This is a genomic window from Pseudomonas sp. 8O (genome assembly GCF_902506495.1).
Lineage (GTDB): Bacteria > Pseudomonadota > Gammaproteobacteria > Pseudomonadales > Pseudomonadaceae > Aquipseudomonas > Aquipseudomonas chaetocerotis.
Map to the genome: position 1 here is coordinate 12781 of NZ_LR733267.1, position 18786 is coordinate 31566.

Genomic DNA, 18786 nt, shown 5'->3' on the forward strand with positions numbered 1-18786 from the left:
TCCTTACGCCTCTCCGGCAAGGCAGGCAAAGCCCTGGCAACCGTAAAAAAATCCTTACACGGCGGTCAGCCGGCTTGCCGCTATTACTCAGCCCCGGCGCGAGAAGGTGTAGGCTCGCTCCACCTTGGCCACGCGCGTGGTGAAGACAGCGTACCAATCGGCGCGTCCCTGTTCGCGAACGGCGCTGTGTTCGGCATGCTCGCGCCAGGCCTGAATGGCCTCCTCGCTCTGCCAGTAGGACAGGGTGATGCCCAGGCCATCGCTGCGCGCCGACTCCACACCGAGAAAGCCGGGCTGCTGCGCAGCCAGCTCCAGCATGCGCTGCGCCGCCTCGGCATAGCCGGCGTCCACCTCCGTACGCTGGGAGGTGAACATCACCACGTAATAAGGTGGCTCAGGCGTGGCGGCGATCACACGGCTGCCTGCAGATGTGCTTCGTGTACCGATTGCACCGCACAGGCGCCGACCAGACCGGCCACGACCGGCGGCAGGCGCCCTTCCAGCGCGGCACGCTCGGGCTGAAACAGGGTAGCGATGAAGAACGGATGATCCTCCAGTTCGATGGCGCGCACCGCACCGGCCTGGTCATGCCCGGAGGCCTTCAGCGCCTGGGCCATCAGCGGCTCGACGAAGGCATCGACGAGACCATAGCGGCACAGGTACTGCTCGCTGATCTCGCGCACACCGTAGAGCTCGGCAATGCGCGAGCCGGAGACCAGGTGCACATGCTCGCTGACGTCCAGCAAGGCACAGCTCAGGGGCGCGATCAGAGGGCTCTGCGCTTGCGGCGACAGCTCGGCATGCTCGGCATCGGTCCAACCCAGGCGGTTACGCGCGTACTCCAGCAGCGCGTGCTGAAAGCCGCCACAGGTGCCTAGAAACGGCACACCCTGCTCGCGCGCGAAACGAATGGCGCGCAGCGCACCTTCGGTGGCGGCATAGGGGCTGCCCGGTACGCACCAGATGCCGTCGTAAGCCATCAGGGTGGCGTCATCGACGAGACTGCCGGTGGCCAGCCAGTCATGCTCGACCGCTACCCCCAACGCCTCGCTGGCCAGGCGCAGCGCTTCGGGAATGGCCCGGTGCGCGGCAATCGCCGCATTGTAGTCACCCACCAGAGCGACCTTGACTCGACACTTGCTGTACATACGCCTATCCCCTTCTTGCATGGCGGTCTCCCGGCCACTATAAGATGGCGCTCACGCAATAATAATTGGCGAATAGACAAGCAGAGATTGCAGCTATGCAATATCAGATCGACCATACCGACCTGTCCCTGGTGCTCGCACTGGTGCGTGGTCGCTCCCTGGCGCGTGCGGCAGAACTGATGCAGGTCGACGTATCCACGGTGTTCCGCGCCGTACGCCGGCTGGAGGCCGCCCTGGGCGTGGCGCTGTTCGAGAAGAGCCGGCGCGGCTACGAACCCAGCGAAACCGCGCGCGCCCTGGCCGAACAGGCCGAGCGCGCCGAACAGGCACTGGATGCCGCACGCGTGGCGCTGGAACTGGGCAAGCAAGTGGTCAGCGGCACGGTGCGCCTGACCTGCACCGATGCGGTACTGAGCAGCCTGTTGCTGCCGGCGCTGGCGCGCTTCATGCCCAGCTATCCGGCGCTGGCGCTGGAGCTGGTGACTTCCAACGACTTCGCCAACCTCAGTCGGCGCGACGCCGACCTGGCCCTGCGCCTGACCAATCAGCCGCCGGAGCATCTGGTCGGCCGGCGCCTGGCCACCGTCTCCTACCTCGTCTGCGCCCGCGACGATGATCAGGATCGCAGCGACCTGGCGCGCCAGAGCTGGATCGCCCCGGACGAGGCGATGCCGGATCACGCCACGGTGCTCTGGCGCCTGCGTGAATTGCCGAGCGTCACCCCCAGCTATCGCTGCAGCAGCATGTACGCCGTGGCGCAACTGGCACGCGCCGGGTTGGGTGTCGCCGCCCTGCCCGACTTCGTGCTGCGCGCCCATCCCGAACTCAAGGCTCTCGGCCCGCCACTGGCAGGCTGCGACACCGAACTCTGGCTGCTGACACGCCCGGACTGCCGCGCTTTACGTTCGGTGCAGACGCTGTTCGAGGAGTTGAGCGAAGCCTTGATGAGCCATGACTGAGGTAGAGCGTCGCCGCTGAAGCGCCTCCCACGGAAGCGGGGGCAGCCGGTCATTGCAGCAGCGAAACCTTGTGGGAGGGGCTTCAGCCGCGACAGGCGAGGAAGCTGTGTAGCCCGGATGCAATCCGGGAAATGGCGTGACGAAGCTCTCCCGGATTGCATCGGGGCTACGACTGAGAGCCGGCCGATCCCCCAGCCCGCCTGGAGCGTAGGAGCGGCTTCAGCCGCGAAAAATTTACCGAGAATCCTCATCGCCGCGGGGCGCAAGGCGTACCCCAGGGTTCAGCCCTGCTGCAAATGCCCGTAGAGCTTGGCGTACAGACCACCTTCAGCGATCAACTGCTGGTGGTCGCCATCCTCGGCGACGCTGCCGCCATCGAATACCAGCACGCGGTCGGCCTGCTTCACCGCGCTCAAGCGGTGGGCGATGATCAGCGTGGTGCGACCTTCAAGGAACTGCGCTAGCGCTTCGTGCAGGGCGTACTCGGTGGCTGCATCCAGCGCCGAGGTGGCCTCATCGAGAATCACCACCTTAGGCTCGGCCAACACCATGCGGGCAATCGCCAGGCGCTGGCGCTGTCCGCCGGAGAGCCGCACGCCGCTGCGCCCGACCACGCTGTCCAGGCCCAGGGGCAGCGCATGGATAGTCGGCGCCAACTGGGCAATCTCCAGCGCCTGCCAGCAGGCCTCGTCGCTGCGTTCACGCCCCATGGTCAGGTTGGCACGCACCGTGTCGTTGAACAACGCCGGGTGCTGCAGCACCACGGCCACGTTGTCGCGCACGCAGCCCAGGCCGATCTCCTCCAGCGCGCTACCGCCGAAGCGAATGCTGCCGGCCTGCGGCGTGTAAAGACCCAGCAGCAGTTGCACCAGCGTGCTCTTGCCGCCGCCAGAGGCGCCGACTATCGCCACCTTCTCGCCCGGGCCGATGGACAGATCGAGACGATCCAGCACTGGCTCCTCGCCATAGCCGAAGGTCAACCCGCGTACCTCGATACCGACCGTGTCGCGCCCCTTGAAAGGGTCGACGCGCCCGTCGTACTGCGGCTCGTCCTTGCGCGCCAGCAACTCGTTGATACGGGTCAGCGCACCACCTGCGGCATAGAACGCGTACTGCAGGCTGAGCAATTGTTCGACCGGGCCGATCATGAACCACAGGTAACTGAACACCGCGAGCATCTGGCCAATGGACAGGTCGGAGAACAGCACGGTGAGCATCGCCGCCGCGCGGAACACGTCGATGCCGAACTGAAACAGCAGGCCACTGGCCCGGTTCGAGGCGTCGCTCTTCCACTGCGAGGCCACGGCATAGTCGCGTACCTCTCGTGCGCGCCCACCAAGACGGCCAAGGAAGTAGCCCTGGCGGTTGCCGGCGCGCACTTCCTGAATCGCTTCCAGGGTCTCGGTCAGCGCCTGAGTGAAGCGCGACGTGCTGTCGTTCTCCAGCTTCTTCAGGTGCTTGACCTTCTTGCCCAGCAGCACGGTGGCGTAGATCACCAGCGGGTTGAACAGCAGGATCAGCAAGGCCAGTTGCCAGTGCATCCAGATCAGGATGGCCGAGGTGCCGACCAGGGTCAGCACCGCCACCAGAAAACGACTCAGGGTCTCGCCAACGAACTTGTCCAGGGTGTCCAGATCGGTGACCAGGTGGGTGGTCACGGTGCCGCCGCCCAGGCTCTCGTACTCACCGAGGGAGATGCGCTTGAGCCGTTCGATCAGGCGCATGCGGATGCGGTAGACGATGTCCTTCGACAGCCTGGCAAACAGGCGCGCCTGCAACACGTTGAAGATCAGCGCCGAGCTGCGCAGCAGCAGCGTCAACAGCAGCATCAGGCCGATATAGCCGGCCGCCGTTTCCCAGCCGGCTGGCAGGAAGTTGTCCATCACTTTGAGCGCCGCGTCGCCGTCATGCAGCAGCACTTCGTCCACCAGCAGCGGCAACAGCAACGGGATCGGCACACTGCACAGGGTCGCCAGCACGGCCACCAGATTCGCCAGGATCAGCGCCTTCTTGTGATGCAGGGCCAGGCGACGGATTTCTGCCCAGCTCAACCGATCAGGCATGGCCAGCGCGCTCCAGCCAGCGGCCCAACAGCGGCGCCAGCACCTCGAGCGGTTGATAGCCGTTGGTCAACAAAGCAAGCTGGCCATCGCGCTCGGCCAGCAAGGTGGGGAAGCCGGCGATGCCCAGATCCTGTACCCAGGTGAAGTCGGCAGCAGTCGCCTCCTCCATGGCCTGGCTGTCGAAGGCCTCGGCGAACTCGATGCGCGGGATACCCGCCTGTTCGGCCAGTTGCACAAGCACGCTGGCCTGGGTGACATCGGCACCTTCGGTATAGAAGGCTTGCTGAATCAGCTTGAGCAGCGTCCAGGCACTCGGCGCATGGAGGTTGCGTGCTGTGACCAGGGCGCGGCAGGCAGGCTCGGTGTCATACACCAGCCCCTCGGGCAGACCGCGTTCGAAGTCGAACAGCTGCCCGGTGCTGGCGTTGACCGCCTGCCAGTAGCCCAGGTAACGCACGCGGGCGGCAGCATCGACGGCCACCTGGTCACGGCGCAGGCCACCCACCACGATCTGCAGCGGCACAGAGGCTGCCGCCGCCTGCTCGGCGAGGGCTTCGATTACCGGTGCAAAACCCCAGCACCAGGAGCACATCGGGTCCATCACGTAGAGCAGGCGGCTAGCCATGGTCAGGCCTCGTTCAGTTGGCGGGGGTTACGGCCAATGGGGTGCGGCTGGTTGCGCTGGCGCGCCAGCTCGATCTGCTTCTGCCGCTCACGGGCGCTTTCGCGGGTTTTCTCCGGCAGCGAATCCCAGCAATGCGGGCAGCTGACACCGGGGCTGTAGAACTCGGACTGACGGTCTTCCACGGAAATTGGCGTGCGGCAAGCGTGACACTGATCGTAGTCACCTTCGGACAGGTCATGGCGCACGGTCACGCGGTTGTCGAAGACGAAGCAGTCGCCCTGCCACTTGGTCTCTTCCTGCGGCACTTCCTCGAGGTATTTGAGAATACCGCCCTTGAGGTGATAGACCTCCTCGAAACCTTCGCCGAGCATGTAGCTGGAGGCCTTCTCACAGCGAATGCCACCGGTGCAGAACATCGCCACCTTCTTGTGCCTGCTCGGGTCGAAGTGCTCGCGGATGTACTCGGGAAACTCGCGGAACGACTTGGTCTTGGGGTCGATGGCACCCTCGAAGGTGCCGATGGCCACTTCATAGTCGTTGCGGGTATCGATCAGCAGCACGTCGGGGTCGCTGATCAGGGCGTTCCAGTCCTGCGGCTCGACATAGGTGCCGACGCGCTGGTTGGGATCGACGCCCGGTACGCCGAGGGTGACGATCTCTTTCTTCAGCTTGACCTTGGTGCGATAGAACGGCTGCTCATCGCAGTAGGATTCCTTGTGGTCGATATCGGCCAGGCGGGCGTCCTGAGCGAACCAGGCGAGCAGTGCATCGATACCGGCACGCGTGCCGGAAACGGTGCCATTGATGCCTTCTTCGGCGAGCAGCAGGGTGCCCTTGATGTCGTTATCGATCAGGGTTTGCAGCAGGGGTTCGCGCAGCGCCTGGTAATCCGGCAGGGAGACGAATTTATACAGCGCCGCGACGACGATCTTGTCGGTCATGAATATTCTCTCAGTAGTCACCCACGTAAAGGGCGGACTGGCGGGACATGAAAAACGCCGGCTCAGCAGGCCGGCGCGAAGGGCGATTGTAGCAAAGCCGAGAATCACCAGGGTAAGTTGGCGACAGGGCGCGACAGCCTGTCGCGTAGCCCGGATGCAATCCGGGAAATGATCGCTGCCGCGGGTTGGGCTACATCAATGACCGCCGCGACAGGTCGGCGAGGCCGGAGCCATGCCCTGCGCCGCCCACTCCTCCGGGGTGTAGGTGTGCAGCGCCAAGGCATGGATCTGCCCCATCAGCTCGCCGACCGTCGCATACACCTTCTGATGTCGCTTGACCGCATTCAGGCCGGCAAACGCCGGGCTGACGATCACCGCCTTGTAGTGAGTCTCCAGACCGCGACTGTGCATGTGACTCTCGTCCAGCACATCGAGATGCTCGGGCTGCAGCGCAGCCAGGGCGGTGACGATCAGGTCTTGCTTGGACATCTTGGGCTCCATCAGGGCTGTTTCGGCAGGCCGAGCTCGTTGCTCATGTCGGCCAGCAGCTTGTTCACCTCGGGCACGGCGGACTCCAGCTTGCTCTGGGTGATCTGCGCAGACTGCGCGGTGAGCGTCGGCATCTTCTGCAGCACCTTCTGCCCCAGCGGCGACTCGTAGAAGGCGATCAGGTCCTTGAGCTCCTGCTCGTTGAAGTTGCTGGTATAAAGCTTGACCATGTCCGGCTTCAGCTTGTCCCAGCCAACGGCCTTGTCCAGCGCGGTGTTGGCCTTGGCCTGATAGCTTTCCAGCACCGCTTTCTTGCCACCCGGCGCCTCGGCGAAGCGCTGCGCGAACATCTGCTGCACCTGACCGTAGACCGGCACGGTCAGCCTGTCGGCGTTGGCCAGCTTGAGAAAACGCTCGGCATCGGCGGCGTGACTGGCGGCATCGGCCATGGCCAGGGATGCGCTCGCGCTGAGCAGAACGGCGGTGCAGAGTTTGGAAAAACGGAGCATGGAGAGCGTCCAGAGGTTGTGAATGAGTCTGGGTAGACTACGAAGGCGGCATTTTGTGCCCTGCGCGCAAATCCCTCAAGCGATGCGCGTTGTGCGCTGGCTCACACCCGTCATGTTGACCGGAGCACCCACTGGTCAGTTGCCAAAATGCCAGTACTTGCTCATGCTCGTGTGGGCTCGGCATTCTTTGCGACCTCCACATTAAACAAGGCGTGCGCACCTCAAGAGCCGGCAATTGATCGCCAGCCCGCGCACACACATGGACGTGCCCGATGACCAGCCTCACCTCACACGCGCCCCTTCCGCTCCAGCCACTTTGCGACAGCAAAGGTCGACTGCTGGATGAGGCCATTGGCTGGTCCAATCGACCGCAAGTGGACTGCACCCTGCATGGTCACGCCGGGCGGCGCAAACGCTGGAATCACTGGTGCATCACCACGCCGCAGTGGATGCTCTCGCTAACCCTGGCTGACCTCGACTACCTCGGCTACGGCGCCGCCTACTTCCTCGATCTGGAAACCGGCCAGGCCGTCGCCCATACCCAGTTCCGTCCCTTTGCCCTCGGCTGCCAGTTGCCCGACCTGCCGCTGGAGAGTCACTCCTTCAGCCACTCGCGCCTGCAACTGCGCATCGATGAGCACCCCGGACGCCTGCGCCTCACCGCTGCCGCCCCGGATATTGGCGGCCAGCCCCTGCAGGTGGCCCTGGACATTCAGCGCCCTGCCCATCTGCAATCGGTCAATCTGGTCGCGCCGTTGCAACATGGCGGCTTTCATGCCACCTGTCGGCAACTCGGCCTGCCCACCGCAGGCAGCCTGCAGTTGGGCGGCAAGCATTACAGCTGCGTGCCGGGCCAGAGCTTCGCCGCGCTGGACTTCGGCCGTGGCGTCTGGCCGATGAATACTTACTGGCAGCGGGCGGCATTCGCTGCAGCGGGCGGCATCGCCGGCAACTTCGGTGCTGGCTGGCTCGATCACAGCGGCCTGTCGGAAAATTCCCTGTGGTTCGGCGGTGAAGTGCAGTTGCTCGACAGCCCCCTGCATATCGAACGCAGCTCACAGGCGCCACTGGCGCCCTGGCGCCTGGACAGCGAAGATGATCGCGTGGCGCTGCGCTTCACGCCTCGCCAACTGCACAAGGCCTGCCCCAAACTCGGCCCCTTCCACGCCAATACCGTACAGCGCTTCGGTCATTACGACGGCGTACTGCGCGGCCCGAAGGGCGAGCGCGTGCCGGTGGACGGAGCGCTGGGCTGGCTGGGTGAAACCCACGCCCGCTGGTAGTCGCACGCTCAAAGGCTCCAATCAACCTGATAGACAAGTTGTGGAACCAGTCTTCGGCGGCACGACCTAAACTGCCAGCAACCTTGCACTTGCCCCGGAGAACGCAATGAGCCGCACCGAAACCGACAGCATCGGCCCCATCGAAGTCCCTGACGACGCTTACTGGGGCGCGCAGACCCAGCGCTCGCTGATCAACTTCGCCATCGGCCAGGAGCGCATGCCGCTGGCCGTGTTGCACGCCCTGGCTCTGATCAAGAAAGCCGCGGCACGGGTCAACAGCCGCAGCGGCGAGCTGCCGGCGGACATCGCCCGCCTGATCGAACAGGCCGCAGACGAAGTGCTCGAAGGCCAGCACGACGCGCAGTTCCCCCTGGTGGTCTGGCAGACCGGCAGCGGCACGCAGAGCAACATGAACGTCAACGAAGTGATCGCCGGGCGCGCCAACGAACTGGCCGGCGGCAGCCGTGGCGGCAAGACCCCGGTGCATCCCAACGATCACGTCAACCGCGCGCAGAGCTCCAACGACTGCTTCCCCACGGCCATGCACATCGCCGCCGTGCAGGACGTGCGCCATTGCCTGCTGCCGGCGCTGGCCGAGTTGCGTGATGGGCTGCAGGAGCAGGCGCAGCGTCATGCCAACCTGGTCAAGACCGGGCGCACGCACATGATGGACGCCACGCCGATCACGTTCGGCCAGGAGCTGTCGGCCTTCGTCGCCCAGCTCGGCCACGCCGAAGCGGCGATTCGCGCCGCCCTGCCCGCAGCCTGCGAACTGGCTCAGGGTGGTACCGCCGTCGGTACCGGCCTCAATGCTCCGGCCGGCTTCGCCGAAGCCATCGCTGCCGAGCTGGCCGCGCTTACTGGCCTGCCACTGACCAGCGCGCCGAACAAATTCGCTGCGCTGTCCGGCCATGAACCTCTCGTACACCTGTCCGGTGCCCTGAAAACCCTGGCCGTGGCGCTGATGAAGCTGGCCAACGACCTGCGTCTGCTTGGTTCGGGCCCGCGTGCCGGCTTCGCCGAGGTGCGCCTGCCGGCCAACGAGCCGGGCAGCTCGATCATGCCGGGCAAGGTCAACCCCACCCAATGCGAAGCACTGTCGATGCTCGCCTGTCAGGTACTGGGCAACGACGCCACCATCAGCTTCGCCGCCAGCCAGGGCCACCTGCAGCTGAACGTGTTCAAGCCGGTGATCATCCACAACCTGCTGCAATCGATCCGCCTGCTCGCCGATGGCTGCCGCAACTTCCAGCAGCACTGCGTCGCCGATCTGCAGCCGGATGCCGCGCAAATGGCGGCGCACCTGGAGAACGGCCTGATGCTGGTGACCGCGCTCAATCCTCATATCGGCTACGACAAGGCCGCTGAAATTGCCAAGAAGGCCTACGCCGAAGGCAGCACCCTGCGCCAGGCCGCGCTGCAGCTCGGCTACCTGAACGAAGAGGAATTCGACCAATGGGTACGACCACAGGACATGCTCGGAGCCGGGCGGCATGACTGAGGGCAAGAGCGGCGCCACACCGCTGGAAGGCGATGGCAAACGAATCCTGCTGATTCTCGGCACGCCGAAAAAGGACAGCCTCTGCCACGCCCTGGCCGAGGCCTACAGCCAGGGAGCACGCAGCAAGGGGCACGTGGTGCGCCAACTCCGGCTGGGCGAGATGCAGTTCGACCCGATACTGCGTGAGGGTTACGAGCAGAGCCAGAATCTGGAGCCGGACTTGCTCGAAGCTCAGCGCCTGATCCACTGGGCCGAGCACCTGGTGTTCGTCTACCCGGTCTGGTGGGGTGGCATTCCTGCGCTGCTCAAGGGCTTCTTCGACCGGGTGTTCCTGCCCGGTTTCGCCTTCAAGTACCGTAACCGCTCGCAACTCTGGGACAAGCTACTCACCGGGCGCAGCGCCGACCTGCTGGTGACCATGGACACGCCACGCTGGTACTTTCGCTGGATCTACGGTGCCCCGGCCCATCGGCAGATGGTGCGCACCATTCTCGGTTTCTGCGGCATCAAAACGCGGCGCCTGAGCGAATTCGCCCCGGTGCGCCCCTCCAATGAGGAACAGCGCCAGAGCTGGCTGCGCCAGGCTGAAGCACTGGGAACGAAGGCGTGACGCAGCAGGCACGTCGAGCCTACAAACCAGCAGCACCCTCGCGTGCCCTGCCCGCCCACCACAGCGCCAGCGGGCCCAGCGTCAACAGCAGACCCATCAGCGCGAACGCCGCCCACCAGCCAAGCAACTGCTGATCACCCAGGGCATCGAGAGTCATGCCGAACAATAGCGGCCCGAGGAACGCGCCGGTAAAGCCGGTGCAGGAATACAGCGCCATCGCTGCCCCACGGTGGCTGGCCGGGGCGACACTGACCAGCCCGGCGGTCAGCGCGGCGGAGTCGGCGGTCACAGTCACCGCGTAGAGCAGAACCAGCACCAGCATCACCCAGAACGGCAGTGCCGCCCCCAGGCCGACCACGATTGCCAGCAGCGCGGAGGCGAGCATCACGCCGATAAGCCAGCGCTGACGACCGAAACGCAGCGCCAGCTCATTGCCAAGGATGCTCGACGGCATACCGATCAGCGTCGCCAGCATCGCCACCCAGGTTCCCGATAGCCAGGGATCGACGCCCTGCAGATGCCCGGAGAACACCACGAAGGCCACCAGCCAGGCACGCAGGGCGAACAGTTCCAGGTTGTGCATCGCGTAAGCCAGACAGTACGCCAGCACTGCGCGACTCTTCAGGGGTGCCAGATCCAGCAGATTGCGCGGCGCATGCGCCGCCACCGGCTTCGGCGCCAGGCCCCGGTACACCAGCGCCCAGGCCAGCAGCGCGCAGCCGCCACTGAGCAGTGCCGGCACTTGCCAGCCGCCGAGCTTGGCCAACTCGCCGGACAGGGTGAAGGACAGCGCCGTGCCCAGACCAAAGCTGGCGGTGTAGAAAGCGATTGCCCGCGACTGCGAGGCGCCGTCGATGCGCTCTGATAACGCCTTGAGCCCCGGCATGTAGGTGCCCGCCAAGCCGATGCCGGCGAGCACACGCCAGAGCAGCGCCGACCAGAAACCATCGGCGAAGACGAAACCGGCGCTGGCAGCGGCCGTCAGCAGCATGGCCCACAGGTAGATCAGTCGGGCATCGTGGCGGTCGGTCAGGCCCGTGAGCACCGGCACGGCCAGCATATAACCGAGAAAGAAGCCGCCGCCGATCCAGCCGGCCTCGGTATTGCTCAGCCCCCAGAGCACCTGGAATTGCGGCAGCAATGCGGCGAACAGGGCAAACCCGGCCATGCCCAGGGTTTCGGCCGTACACAGCAGCAGGGTAATGCGGCGAGCCTTCATGATGTTCTCAGGGCAAGCAGCCGGAAGGTTGTGCACTGAGGCGGCAAAGTCGTACACCTCGGAAACGTTGGGCTCAGCACAATCAAAGCACCAGGCCGTCGCTGGCCAGGCTTACGCCGCTCGGCAACGCGTCGGGATGATCCAGCAACCAGGCGTCGAAGGCATGGCCGATATGGGTCAGCACCGCCTGCGTCGGCTGCAACCGCTCGATGACCTCCAGCGCGCGAGTCAGATCGTTGTGGTTGCGCGGTGCGACAGGTTGCGGCGCGGTGGAGCAATCGAGCACCAGCACATCCAGCGGTGCACGCTGCAATTCGGCGCAACTGGCTTCGGGCACACCGAGGGTATCGGTGAGGTAGGCGATGCGCCTGCCTTTCCCCTGCAATCCCTGTCCTTCGAACCCCCGCCCTTCAAATAAGTACCCGAAGGTCGGCTTGGAATGATTCAGCGGCAAGGCAGTGACGCGCAACTCACCCAACTGACGGCGCTCGAAGGCGGCGAATGGCTGGCTGAAGTCGAGGATACCGGGGTGCTTGTACAGGTCGGCCAACCCTTCTGGATCGTCCGGGCCATGCACGGGAATGATCAGGCCCTGGCCCCAGCGCAGGTGCAGCAGGCCCTGGGCGTGGTCGGCGTGGTAATGGGTCTGCAGGATGCCACTCAGGCTGTGGGGCGGGAAACGCTCGGTGAGGTCGGTCAGGCCGCTGTCGATCAGCCAGCGCTGCGTGCCGCATTCGACCAGTGCGCAGCAGGGGCCACGGCGCCGCGCCGGATACACACGCGCCGCATCGCAGGCCGGACAACTGCAGTTGTAGACCGGCACCTGACGGGCATCGCCGGTGCCGAGCAGGGTCAGGCGCATTGGCGGGCCTCGTCGAGCAGGTGCAACAGGCGGCTGACGGTTTGCGGCAAGGGGCCGGAGTTGTCGAGGATTGCCAGGTACTCCCCTGTGGGAGGGGCTTTCGGCTCGGGCATCCTGCTTCGCTCTACCTCCTGCATCCCAGCAGTCGCAGCGGCGACAGTCGCCGCTAAAGCGCCTCCCACAACAGCAAAGCTGCGGCTGCGGGCCAAGCGCTGCTCGATCTGCTCCGGCGTCTCCCGACCACGGGCCAGCAGGCGTTGGCGCAGCACTGCCTCATCGACCTGTAGAAGAACCGCCAGCAAATCCGGATAGCGCTGGCGCGCAGCCTCGAGATGACCGCGCGAACCATTGATCAGCACATCCTGCCCGGCGCTCAGCCAGTCATCGATCTCGCACGGGATTCCATAGGCCAGGCCATTGGCGCGCCAGCTCAGGGCAAAGGCGCCCTCGCCCTCCAGGCGCTCGAACTCTGTCGGGGTGACGCCTAGCGCATCTTCCCCTACCGATTCAGCGCTGCGGGTGATCACCCGTCGGGCGAAACGGCAGCCGTGCGCTTCCAGCGGCGCGCGCGCGGCTTGCAACAGGCTGTCCTTGCCCGAGCCCGAAGGCCCCATCAGATAGATCAACCTGCCCTGCATCAGAACACCCTTCGTGCTTGGCGCCACACCTGCTGGATCACCGGCTGCTTGCCATGGGCCCTGGCCTGCACCAGATCGGCGCGCAGGCCGACGCGAATCTCGCCGCGATCATCCAGCCCGGCCGCCCTGGCCGGCGCGCGGCTCACGGTGGCGATGGCCGCAGGCAAATCATAGTCGTTGTCCTGCCCGACGAGCAGCCAGGCCGCATGCAACAGACTGGCCGGGTAGTAGTCGCTGGAGAGGATATCCAGCACGCCATGGCGCGCCAGCTCAGCGGCGGCGATATTGCCCGAGTGCGAGCCGCCACGCACCACGTTCGGCGCGCCCATCAATACTTTCAGACCCAGTTCATGGCTGGCTCTGGCCGCCTCCAGGGTGGTAGGGAACTCGGCGATGGCCATGCCGAAATCCGCCGATTCCTGTACATGGGCCAGGGTCGCGTCATCATGGCTGGCCACCGAGATGCCGCGACTGTGGCAGTCCTCGACGATGGCGCGGCGCTGACGGTCGCTGTACTGGCGCGAGTTGGCGATCTGTTCCTGGAGGAAATCCTCCATCTCTGCCGCGCTCAGGTGATACTTGCCCATGTAGTACTCGCGGTACTTCTCCACCTTGGCGAACTGGCGCTGGCCGGGCGAGTGATCCATCACCGAGACCAGCGCCACCAGCGGGTGCTCCACCAGGTCGCGGTAGATCGTCAGGGCATCCGGGTGGCACAGCTCGCAACGCAGGTGCAGGCGGTGCTCGGCGCGAGTCTGCCCGGCCGCCTCGCTGGCAGCGATGGCCTCGATCATCGCCGGCAACTGCTGCATGCGCCGCCCGCGTGGGTTGATGTCGCCGATGGACAGCGCGTCGAACACCGTGGTGATGCCGGCGGCGACGATCTGTGCATCGTGGGTCAGTACCGCCGAAGCCGATGGCCAGTCCACGCCAGGGCGCGGGCTCATGTGTTTTTCCAGGTTGTCGGTGTGCAACTCCACCAACCCCGGCAGCAGGTAATCGCCGCCGAGATCCTGGGCCTGCGGCAGGCGGCTGGCGCCCTCGTCCACCGCTGCGATCAGTCCGTCACGCAGCAGCAGGCTACCCAGGAATTCCCGCTCAGCGGTGACGACGCGGGCGTTGCTGAGAATCTGTTCAGACGACATAGACGTACTCCGGTTGCGCCGCCTCGGCGCTCATGTCGAGGTAACGGTCAGCCACCGCCTCCCGGGCGGTGCGGTCGTGGAAAATGCCAATCAGTACGCTGCCTGCGGCCTTGGCTTCGTTGATCAGCTCCAGCACCACCTGGCGGTTGGCGTCGTCCAACGAGGCGGTGGGCTCGTCCAGCAGCATTACCGGCCACTCGACCATGAAGCCGCGGGCGATATTGACGCGCTGCTGCTCGCCCCCGGAGAAGGTGCCCGGCGCCAGTTGCCAGAGCGCCTCGGGAATGTTCAGCCGTGCCAGCAGTTCCTTGGCACGCACCTGCGCATCGGCACGCGCCCAGCCACGCGACAGCGCCGGTTCCATCACCACGTCCAGGGTCGAGACGCGCGGGATCACCCGCAGGAACTGACTGACATAACCCAGACTCTGCCGCCGCACGTCCAGCACCTGGCGTGGCTCGGCGCCGACCAGCTCTACCGGCGCGCCCTGGTGACGGATGCGGATGCTGCCGCCAGCGGCCAGGTAGTTGCCGTACAGCGTGCGCAGCAGGGTCGACTTGCCAGCGCCGGACTGGCCGTGCAGCACCAGGCACTCGCCGCCCCGCACGCTGAAGTTCAGGTCACGCAGCACCTGCAGGACGACGCCGTTCTGCTGGTGCAGGGTGAAGGTCTTGCTGAGGCCGCTGACCTCGATCAGGTTGTTCATATACACCTCGGATACTGTAGGCACGATCTGCCCCCTCTCCCATTTATGGGAGAGGGCTGGGGAGAGGGTGGTGCAGGCGACTCGATGCAAGCGAAGCCCCTCTCCCCCGGCCCCTCTCCCGCAAGCGGGAGAGGGGAGAAAAGCGCCCACAAGGGTTGGCGGTTGTAGGGTGGATGGCGCTTTATCCATCCACCGATGGCGACTCACTGGTGGATGAGAAGAGCGTCATCCACCCTACGCAGCACCAGTTCGCAGTAGGCTCATGGCTGCAACACCGACGACACCAGCAACTGCGAATACGGATGCTGCGGATCGTCGAGAATCTGGTCGGTCAGCCCCGCCTCCACAACCTTCGAACGGCGCATCACCATCAGGCGGTCGGCCAGCAGGCGCGCCACCGCCAGGTCGTGGGTGACGATCACCACCGCCAGGTCCAACTCGCGTACCAACCCGCGCAGCAGATCCAGCAGGCGCGCCTGAACGGAGACATCGAGGCCCCCGGTCGGCTCGTCCATGAACACCAGGCGCGGCGCGGAGACCAGGTTGCGGGCGATCTGCAGGCGCTGCTGCATGCCACCGGAGAAGGTGCGCGGCAGGTCGTCGATACGCGCCGGGTCGATCTCCACCTGGCTCAGCCAGTCGAGCCCGGCGGCGCGCAGCTCGCCATAGTGGCGCACGCCCTGGGCCATCAGCCGCTCGCCGATGTTGGCGCCGGCCGATACCGCCATGCGCAGGCCGTCACGCGGGTTCTGCTCGACGAAGCCCCATTCGGTGCGCAGCAACGTGCGCCGCTCGGCCTCGCTGGCGCTGTACAGGTCGAGCCACTGGCCGTCGCGACCGCGATAACTCACTGCGCCGCGATCTGGCGGGCAGCGCCCGGAGAGCAAGCTGAGCAAGGTCGACTTGCCCGAGCCGGACTCGCCGACTATGCCCAGCACCTCACCGGGATAGAGGTCGAAGCTCACCCCCTGGCAGCCCTTTTCCGGGCCGTACAGGCGGGTCAGATCACGCGCCGAGAACAGCGGCTCGGCCGTTGCCAAGGCAGGTTGCAAACGTTCGGCGGCGCTCATTGCAGGTTCTCCTCGAGACGCTCGGTGCGCTGGCGGCAGTAGTCGGTGTCGGAGCAGACGTAGCGCTTGCTGCCGGCGTCGTCGACGATCAGCTCGTCGAGGAAGGACTCGCTGCTGCCACAGAATGCGCAGCACTCCTCCCACTGCTGCACGGCGAAGGGGTGATCCTCGAAGTCCAGGCTGATCACCTTGGTGAACGGCGGTACCGCGTAGAGGCGCTTCTCGCGACCGGCGCCGAACAGCATCAGCGCCGGGCTCATGTCCAGCTTGGGGTTGTCGAATTTCGGGATCGGCGACGGGTCCATCACGTAGCGCTCATCCACCGTCACCGGGTAGGCATAGGCGGTGGCGATATGGCCGAAGGTGGCGATGTCCTCGTACAGCTTCACGTGCATCACGCCGTAGTCCTCCAGCGCATGCATGGTCCGTGTCTCCTGCTCGCTCGGTTCGATGAAACGCAGCGGCTCGGGAATCGGCACCTGGTAGACCATGATCTGCCCGGCCGAAAGTGGCGTTTCGGGGATGCGATGGCGGGTCTGGATCACGCTGGCCTCCACCGTGCGCTCAGTGGTGGCAACGCCGGCGGTGCGGGCGAAGAAGCGACGGATCGACACCGCGTTGGTGGTGTCGTCAGCGCCCTGGTCGATCACCTTGAGCACATCATCCGCACCGAGAATGGCGGCGGTCAGTTGCATGCCACCGGTGCCCCAGCCGTAGGGCAGCGGCATCTCGCGGCCGCCGAAGGGCACCTGGTAGCCGGGGATGGATATGGCCTTGAGCAGGCCTCGACGAATCATGCGCTTGGTCTGTTCGTCGAGGTAGGCGAAGTTGTAGGCCGACGCCTCGCGGGCGCCGCTTGCAGTGGACAGGTTCATCAGCGGTTCTCCTCTGCCGGCGCCTGGCGGCGCAGCTTGCGGATCAGTTCCAGTTCGGCCTGGAAGTCGACGTAGTGCGGCAATTTGAGGTGCGAGACGAAGCCGGCGGCCTCGACGTTGTCGCAGTGCATCAGCACGAATTCCTCCTCCTGCGCCGGGCCCTGCACTTCCTCGCCGTACTCGCCGGCGCGCAGGGCGCGGTCGACCAGGGCCATGCCCATGGCCTTGCGTTCGGCGTAACCAAAGGCCAGGCCGTAGCCACGGGTGAACTGCGCCTGCTCGGGGCTTTCACCGACGAACTGGTTGACCATCTCGCACTCGGTGATTTCGATGTCGCCCAGCGGCACGGCGAAACCCAGTTCGGCGGGCGTCATCCATACCTCGACGTCACCGATACGAATTTCCCCGGCGAAGGGGTGGTTGCGTCCGTAGCCACGCTGGGTGGAATAGCCGAGCGCCAGGAGGAAGCCTTCGTCACCACGGGCAAGCGCCTGCAGGCGCTCGGCACGCTTGGCGGGAAAGGCCAGCGGCTCGCGGGTGATGTCCGGCACAGGTACGCCATCGTCCATCTCGCGGGCCATCAGCCCCTCTTCGGCGAGAAAGTCCAGCACCCGAGGGCAGGCTTTCGGTTCATCGATCACGGCGCTTTCCGGTGCCGGGTAATCGCCCTCGGCCAGCAGGGCAAAGTCCAGCAGCCGGTGGGTGTAGTCGAAGGTCGGGCCGAGCAGTTGGCCACCGGGCAGGTCCTTGAAGGTGGCGGAGATGCGGCGCTCCAGCTGCATTTTCGTACTGTCCAGCGGCTCGCTGGCGCCGAAACGCGGCAACGTGGTGCGGTAGGCGCGCAAGAGGAAGATGGCTTCCATCAGGTCGCCAGCCGCCTGCTTGATGGCCAGTGCGGCCAGTTCCTCGTCGTACAGCGAGCCTTCGCTCATCACGCGGGCCACGGCCAGTGGCAGTTGCTGACGCACCTGCTCCACGCCCAGTTCGGCGACGGCGGAGTCGCCACGGCGACGGCTGGCCAGCAGCTGATGGGCATTGTCGATGGCGCGTTCGCCACCCTTGACGGCGACATACATCAGGCAGCCTCCTCGGTTTCGATCAGCACGCGGGTGCTGCGCGGCAGGCCGATCACCTCGCCGCCTGCGGCGAAGAAGCAATCCAGACCACGGGGAAAGGCGCTGCGCGCCTGGCGCTGCTGCCAGAACGAGGCCGGCAGCGGCAGGTTGACGCTGCGCACGTCCTTGATGCCCGGCCCACGCCAGCGCAGCGGGGCACCGGCGTGCAGGTCAGCGAGCTGAATCAGTAACGTGCAGGACTGATCCGGGTAGCGCTCGCTGCCGTTGTCGAAGTCCGACAGGTCGGCGAGCTCGCTTTCGTCGAGCAGAGCAAACAGGGCGATCTCGCGCTCGGCGACGATCGGGCAACCACAATGGAAAGCCAGATTGGCGCGGATCAGCGGCGTGTCGAAGCGCGGTGCGAGCCACAGCGGTGTGTCGCTGTCGAGGAAGGCCAGGCACAGGCCGTAGGTGGCCGGCGCCAGATCGCCCAGGGCATGGGCGCGGGCCATCGACTGGGTCAGGCCGGGTTCGGCCAGGGCAGCGAGGGCGGCGCGGAAGCTTACCTGGGCGTCCAGCACCGGGTCGTCGAAAGCCGGTTGCAGCCAGTGCGAGCTGTGCGGCGTAGTCATCAATCCTCTCCTCTGACCAGGGTAAAGAACTCCACCTGGGTGGTGGCAGTCTGTGCGGCCCGAGCCAGGCGCTGTTCGCGCTGCTGGCGGACCAGTGGTTCGATCAGATCACTGAGCCAGCGCGCCTGGTCGCTGCCCTGCAGGTGAGCGTCGGCCAATGCCGCCAGTTCGGCGCGGCGCTTGTCGCGTCCGGCCAGATAGCTGTAGCCGGTGCGTCCATCGGCCAGGCGCACCACGCAGCGAGTCACGGTCATTTCGCCGAGATTGAAGGCGCTGCCGGTGCCCCCCATGCGTCCGCGCACCAGGGTCATACCGACCTCGGGGGCGCGGATCAGTTGGTAGTCGCTGTCCTTGAGCGCCGCTTCATGGGCGTCGAGGGCGGCGCCGGCGCGGGCCAGCACGCCCATCCAGCGCTGGCGCGCGGCGATGTTCGGATCATGGTCGTTCATGCGGGTC

At 65.7% G+C, this 18786-nt stretch carries 21 protein-coding genes; 4 read left to right on the top strand and 17 right to left on the bottom strand.

Annotation, left to right across the window (positions count from 1 at the left end; genetic code table 11):
* Window positions 1-87 precede the first annotated feature (87 nt).
* Window positions 88-414: an antibiotic biosynthesis monooxygenase family protein gene (locus tag GV002_RS21190; RefSeq protein ID WP_160020261.1), complete on the bottom strand. Its 327-nt coding sequence runs from the start codon at window positions 412-414 to the stop codon at window positions 88-90.
* Entirely contained in the window at window positions 411-1148 is a 738-nt protein-coding gene (locus GV002_RS21195) for a CTP synthase (RefSeq protein WP_160020262.1), read from the bottom strand. The genes GV002_RS21190 and GV002_RS21195 overlap by 4 nt, the downstream gene beginning before the upstream one ends.
* A 95-nt stretch (window positions 1149-1243) precedes the next feature.
* Here GV002_RS21195 and GV002_RS21200 point away from each other — a divergent pair, with 95 nt between their 5' ends.
* Complete coding sequence (locus GV002_RS21200; RefSeq protein WP_160020263.1) at window positions 1244-2107, top strand: LysR family transcriptional regulator; 864 nt, start codon at window positions 1244-1246, stop codon at window positions 2105-2107.
* Window positions 2108-2388: 281 nt separating this feature from the next.
* On the opposite strand, the gene GV002_RS21205 is transcribed toward GV002_RS21200, so the two are convergent.
* The 5 genes from GV002_RS21205 to GV002_RS21225 form a co-directional block, all read right to left on the bottom strand.
* A complete protein-coding gene (locus tag GV002_RS21205; RefSeq protein ID WP_160020264.1) occupies window positions 2389-4170 on the bottom strand; it encodes an ABC transporter ATP-binding protein in 1782 nt (593 codons plus the stop codon).
* The gene (locus GV002_RS21210) at window positions 4163-4795 is read right to left on the bottom strand and encodes a DsbA family protein (protein ID WP_160020265.1); all 633 of its coding nucleotides are present in this window, start codon (window positions 4793-4795) and stop codon (window positions 4163-4165) included. Before GV002_RS21210 ends, GV002_RS21205 begins: the two co-directional genes overlap by 8 nt.
* Window positions 4796-4797: 2 nt before the next feature.
* On the bottom strand, window positions 4798-5736 hold the full coding sequence (locus GV002_RS21215; RefSeq protein ID WP_160020266.1) for a rhodanese-related sulfurtransferase: 939 nt from the start codon (window positions 5734-5736) through the stop codon (window positions 4798-4800).
* 195 nt (window positions 5737-5931) lie between these two features.
* Window positions 5932-6225 carry a BolA family protein gene (locus tag GV002_RS21220; protein WP_160020267.1) on the bottom strand — a complete coding sequence of 98 codons (294 nt, stop codon included), beginning with the start codon at window positions 6223-6225 and terminating at the stop codon, window positions 5932-5934.
* A gap of 11 nt (window positions 6226-6236) precedes the next feature.
* Window positions 6237-6734: a DUF2059 domain-containing protein gene (locus GV002_RS21225; RefSeq protein WP_160020268.1), complete on the bottom strand. Its 498-nt coding sequence runs from the start codon at window positions 6732-6734 to the stop codon at window positions 6237-6239.
* A 272-nt stretch (window positions 6735-7006) separates the two neighbouring features.
* Here GV002_RS21225 and GV002_RS21230 point away from each other — a divergent pair, with 272 nt between their 5' ends.
* From GV002_RS21230 to GV002_RS21240, 3 genes are all read left to right on the top strand, one after another.
* The gene (locus GV002_RS21230; RefSeq protein ID WP_160020269.1) at window positions 7007-8017 is read left to right on the top strand and encodes a DUF2804 domain-containing protein; all 1011 of its coding nucleotides are present in this window, start codon (window positions 7007-7009) and stop codon (window positions 8015-8017) included.
* 106 nt (window positions 8018-8123) lie between these two features.
* Window positions 8124-9518 carry a class II fumarate hydratase gene (locus GV002_RS21235; RefSeq protein ID WP_160020270.1) on the top strand — a complete coding sequence of 465 codons (1395 nt, stop codon included), beginning with the start codon at window positions 8124-8126 and terminating at the stop codon, window positions 9516-9518.
* The gene (locus GV002_RS21240) at window positions 9511-10128 is read left to right on the top strand and encodes an NAD(P)H-dependent oxidoreductase (RefSeq protein WP_160020271.1); all 618 of its coding nucleotides are present in this window, start codon (window positions 9511-9513) and stop codon (window positions 10126-10128) included. The genes GV002_RS21235 and GV002_RS21240 overlap by 8 nt, the downstream gene beginning before the upstream one ends.
* Before the next feature lie 19 nt (window positions 10129-10147).
* Here GV002_RS21240 and GV002_RS21245 read toward each other — a convergent pair whose 3' ends face one another.
* The 10 genes from GV002_RS21245 to phnG all read right to left on the bottom strand — a co-directional run bounded on the left by GV002_RS21245 (window position 10148) and on the right by phnG (window position 18779).
* Window positions 10148-11347, bottom strand: coding sequence for an MFS transporter (locus GV002_RS21245; RefSeq protein ID WP_160020272.1), 1200 nt, complete (start codon window positions 11345-11347; stop codon window positions 10148-10150).
* Window positions 11348-11429: 82 nt separating this feature from the next.
* Window positions 11430-12209, bottom strand: a complete 780-nt coding sequence (phnP, locus tag GV002_RS21250; RefSeq protein WP_160020273.1) for a phosphonate metabolism protein PhnP — start codon at window positions 12207-12209, stop codon at window positions 11430-11432.
* The gene (phnN, locus tag GV002_RS21255; RefSeq protein ID WP_160020274.1) at window positions 12200-12847 is read right to left on the bottom strand and encodes a phosphonate metabolism protein/1,5-bisphosphokinase (PRPP-forming) PhnN; all 648 of its coding nucleotides are present in this window, start codon (window positions 12845-12847) and stop codon (window positions 12200-12202) included. The genes phnP and phnN overlap by 10 nt, the downstream gene beginning before the upstream one ends.
* Entirely contained in the window at window positions 12847-13992 is a 1146-nt protein-coding gene (locus GV002_RS21260; RefSeq protein WP_160020275.1) for an alpha-D-ribose 1-methylphosphonate 5-triphosphate diphosphatase, read from the bottom strand. Before GV002_RS21260 ends, phnN begins: the two co-directional genes overlap by 1 nt.
* On the bottom strand, window positions 13982-14698 hold the full coding sequence (phnL, locus tag GV002_RS21265; RefSeq protein WP_160020276.1) for a phosphonate C-P lyase system protein PhnL: 717 nt from the start codon (window positions 14696-14698) through the stop codon (window positions 13982-13984). Before phnL ends, GV002_RS21260 begins: the two co-directional genes overlap by 11 nt.
* A gap of 260 nt (window positions 14699-14958) precedes the next feature.
* Window positions 14959-15768: a phosphonate C-P lyase system protein PhnK gene (gene phnK, locus GV002_RS21270; RefSeq protein WP_160020277.1), complete on the bottom strand. Its 810-nt coding sequence runs from the start codon at window positions 15766-15768 to the stop codon at window positions 14959-14961.
* On the bottom strand, window positions 15765-16643 hold the full coding sequence (locus tag GV002_RS21275; RefSeq protein ID WP_160020278.1) for an alpha-D-ribose 1-methylphosphonate 5-phosphate C-P-lyase PhnJ: 879 nt from the start codon (window positions 16641-16643) through the stop codon (window positions 15765-15767). The genes phnK and GV002_RS21275 overlap by 4 nt, the downstream gene beginning before the upstream one ends.
* Window positions 16643-17719 (bottom strand): carbon-phosphorus lyase complex subunit PhnI, encoded by a 1077-nt coding sequence (locus tag GV002_RS21280; RefSeq protein ID WP_160020279.1) that lies wholly within the window; start codon window positions 17717-17719, stop codon window positions 16643-16645. Before GV002_RS21280 ends, GV002_RS21275 begins: the two co-directional genes overlap by 1 nt.
* Window positions 17719-18330: a phosphonate C-P lyase system protein PhnH gene (gene phnH, locus GV002_RS21285; RefSeq protein WP_160020280.1), complete on the bottom strand. Its 612-nt coding sequence runs from the start codon at window positions 18328-18330 to the stop codon at window positions 17719-17721. The genes GV002_RS21280 and phnH overlap by 1 nt, the downstream gene beginning before the upstream one ends.
* Window positions 18330-18779 carry a phosphonate C-P lyase system protein PhnG gene (phnG, locus tag GV002_RS21290; protein ID WP_160020281.1) on the bottom strand — a complete coding sequence of 150 codons (450 nt, stop codon included), beginning with the start codon at window positions 18777-18779 and terminating at the stop codon, window positions 18330-18332. The genes phnH and phnG overlap by 1 nt, the downstream gene beginning before the upstream one ends.
* Window positions 18780-18786: the final 7 nt, after the last annotated feature.

Excerpts from the sequence above, each read along its gene's own strand:
- GV002_RS21195 (WP_160020262.1), bottom strand. The coding sequence starts at position 1,148 with ATGTACAGCAAGTGTCGAGTCAAGGTCGCTCTGGTGGGTGACTACAAT.
- GV002_RS21200 (WP_160020263.1), top strand. The coding sequence starts at position 1,244 with ATGCAATATCAGATCGACCATACCGACCTGTCCCTGGTGCTCGCACTG.
- GV002_RS21205 (WP_160020264.1), bottom strand. The coding sequence starts at position 4,170 with ATGCCTGATCGGTTGAGCTGGGCAGAAATCCGTCGCCTGGCCCTGCAT.
- GV002_RS21210 (WP_160020265.1), bottom strand. The coding sequence starts at position 4,795 with ATGGCTAGCCGCCTGCTCTACGTGATGGACCCGATGTGCTCCTGGTGC.
- GV002_RS21215 (WP_160020266.1), bottom strand. The coding sequence starts at position 5,736 with ATGACCGACAAGATCGTCGTCGCGGCGCTGTATAAATTCGTCTCCCTG.
- GV002_RS21220 (WP_160020267.1), bottom strand. The coding sequence starts at position 6,225 with ATGTCCAAGCAAGACCTGATCGTCACCGCCCTGGCTGCGCTGCAGCCC.
- GV002_RS21225 (WP_160020268.1), bottom strand. The coding sequence starts at position 6,734 with ATGCTCCGTTTTTCCAAACTCTGCACCGCCGTTCTGCTCAGCGCGAGC.
- GV002_RS21230 (WP_160020269.1), top strand. The coding sequence starts at position 7,007 with ATGACCAGCCTCACCTCACACGCGCCCCTTCCGCTCCAGCCACTTTGC.
- GV002_RS21235 (WP_160020270.1), top strand. The coding sequence starts at position 8,124 with ATGAGCCGCACCGAAACCGACAGCATCGGCCCCATCGAAGTCCCTGAC.
- GV002_RS21240 (WP_160020271.1), top strand. The coding sequence starts at position 9,511 with ATGACTGAGGGCAAGAGCGGCGCCACACCGCTGGAAGGCGATGGCAAA.
- GV002_RS21245 (WP_160020272.1), bottom strand. The coding sequence starts at position 11,347 with ATGAAGGCTCGCCGCATTACCCTGCTGCTGTGTACGGCCGAAACCCTG.
- phnP (WP_160020273.1), bottom strand. The coding sequence starts at position 12,209 with ATGCGCCTGACCCTGCTCGGCACCGGCGATGCCCGTCAGGTGCCGGTC.
- phnN (WP_160020274.1), bottom strand. The coding sequence starts at position 12,847 with ATGCAGGGCAGGTTGATCTATCTGATGGGGCCTTCGGGCTCGGGCAAG.
- GV002_RS21260 (WP_160020275.1), bottom strand. The coding sequence starts at position 13,992 with ATGTCGTCTGAACAGATTCTCAGCAACGCCCGCGTCGTCACCGCTGAG.
- phnL (WP_160020276.1), bottom strand. The coding sequence starts at position 14,698 with ATGAACAACCTGATCGAGGTCAGCGGCCTCAGCAAGACCTTCACCCTG.
- phnK (WP_160020277.1), bottom strand. The coding sequence starts at position 15,768 with ATGAGCGCCGCCGAACGTTTGCAACCTGCCTTGGCAACGGCCGAGCCG.
- GV002_RS21275 (WP_160020278.1), bottom strand. The coding sequence starts at position 16,643 with ATGAACCTGTCCACTGCAAGCGGCGCCCGCGAGGCGTCGGCCTACAAC.
- GV002_RS21280 (WP_160020279.1), bottom strand. The coding sequence starts at position 17,719 with ATGTATGTCGCCGTCAAGGGTGGCGAACGCGCCATCGACAATGCCCAT.
- phnH (WP_160020280.1), bottom strand. The coding sequence starts at position 18,330 with ATGACTACGCCGCACAGCTCGCACTGGCTGCAACCGGCTTTCGACGAC.
- phnG (WP_160020281.1), bottom strand. The coding sequence starts at position 18,779 with ATGAACGACCATGATCCGAACATCGCCGCGCGCCAGCGCTGGATGGGC.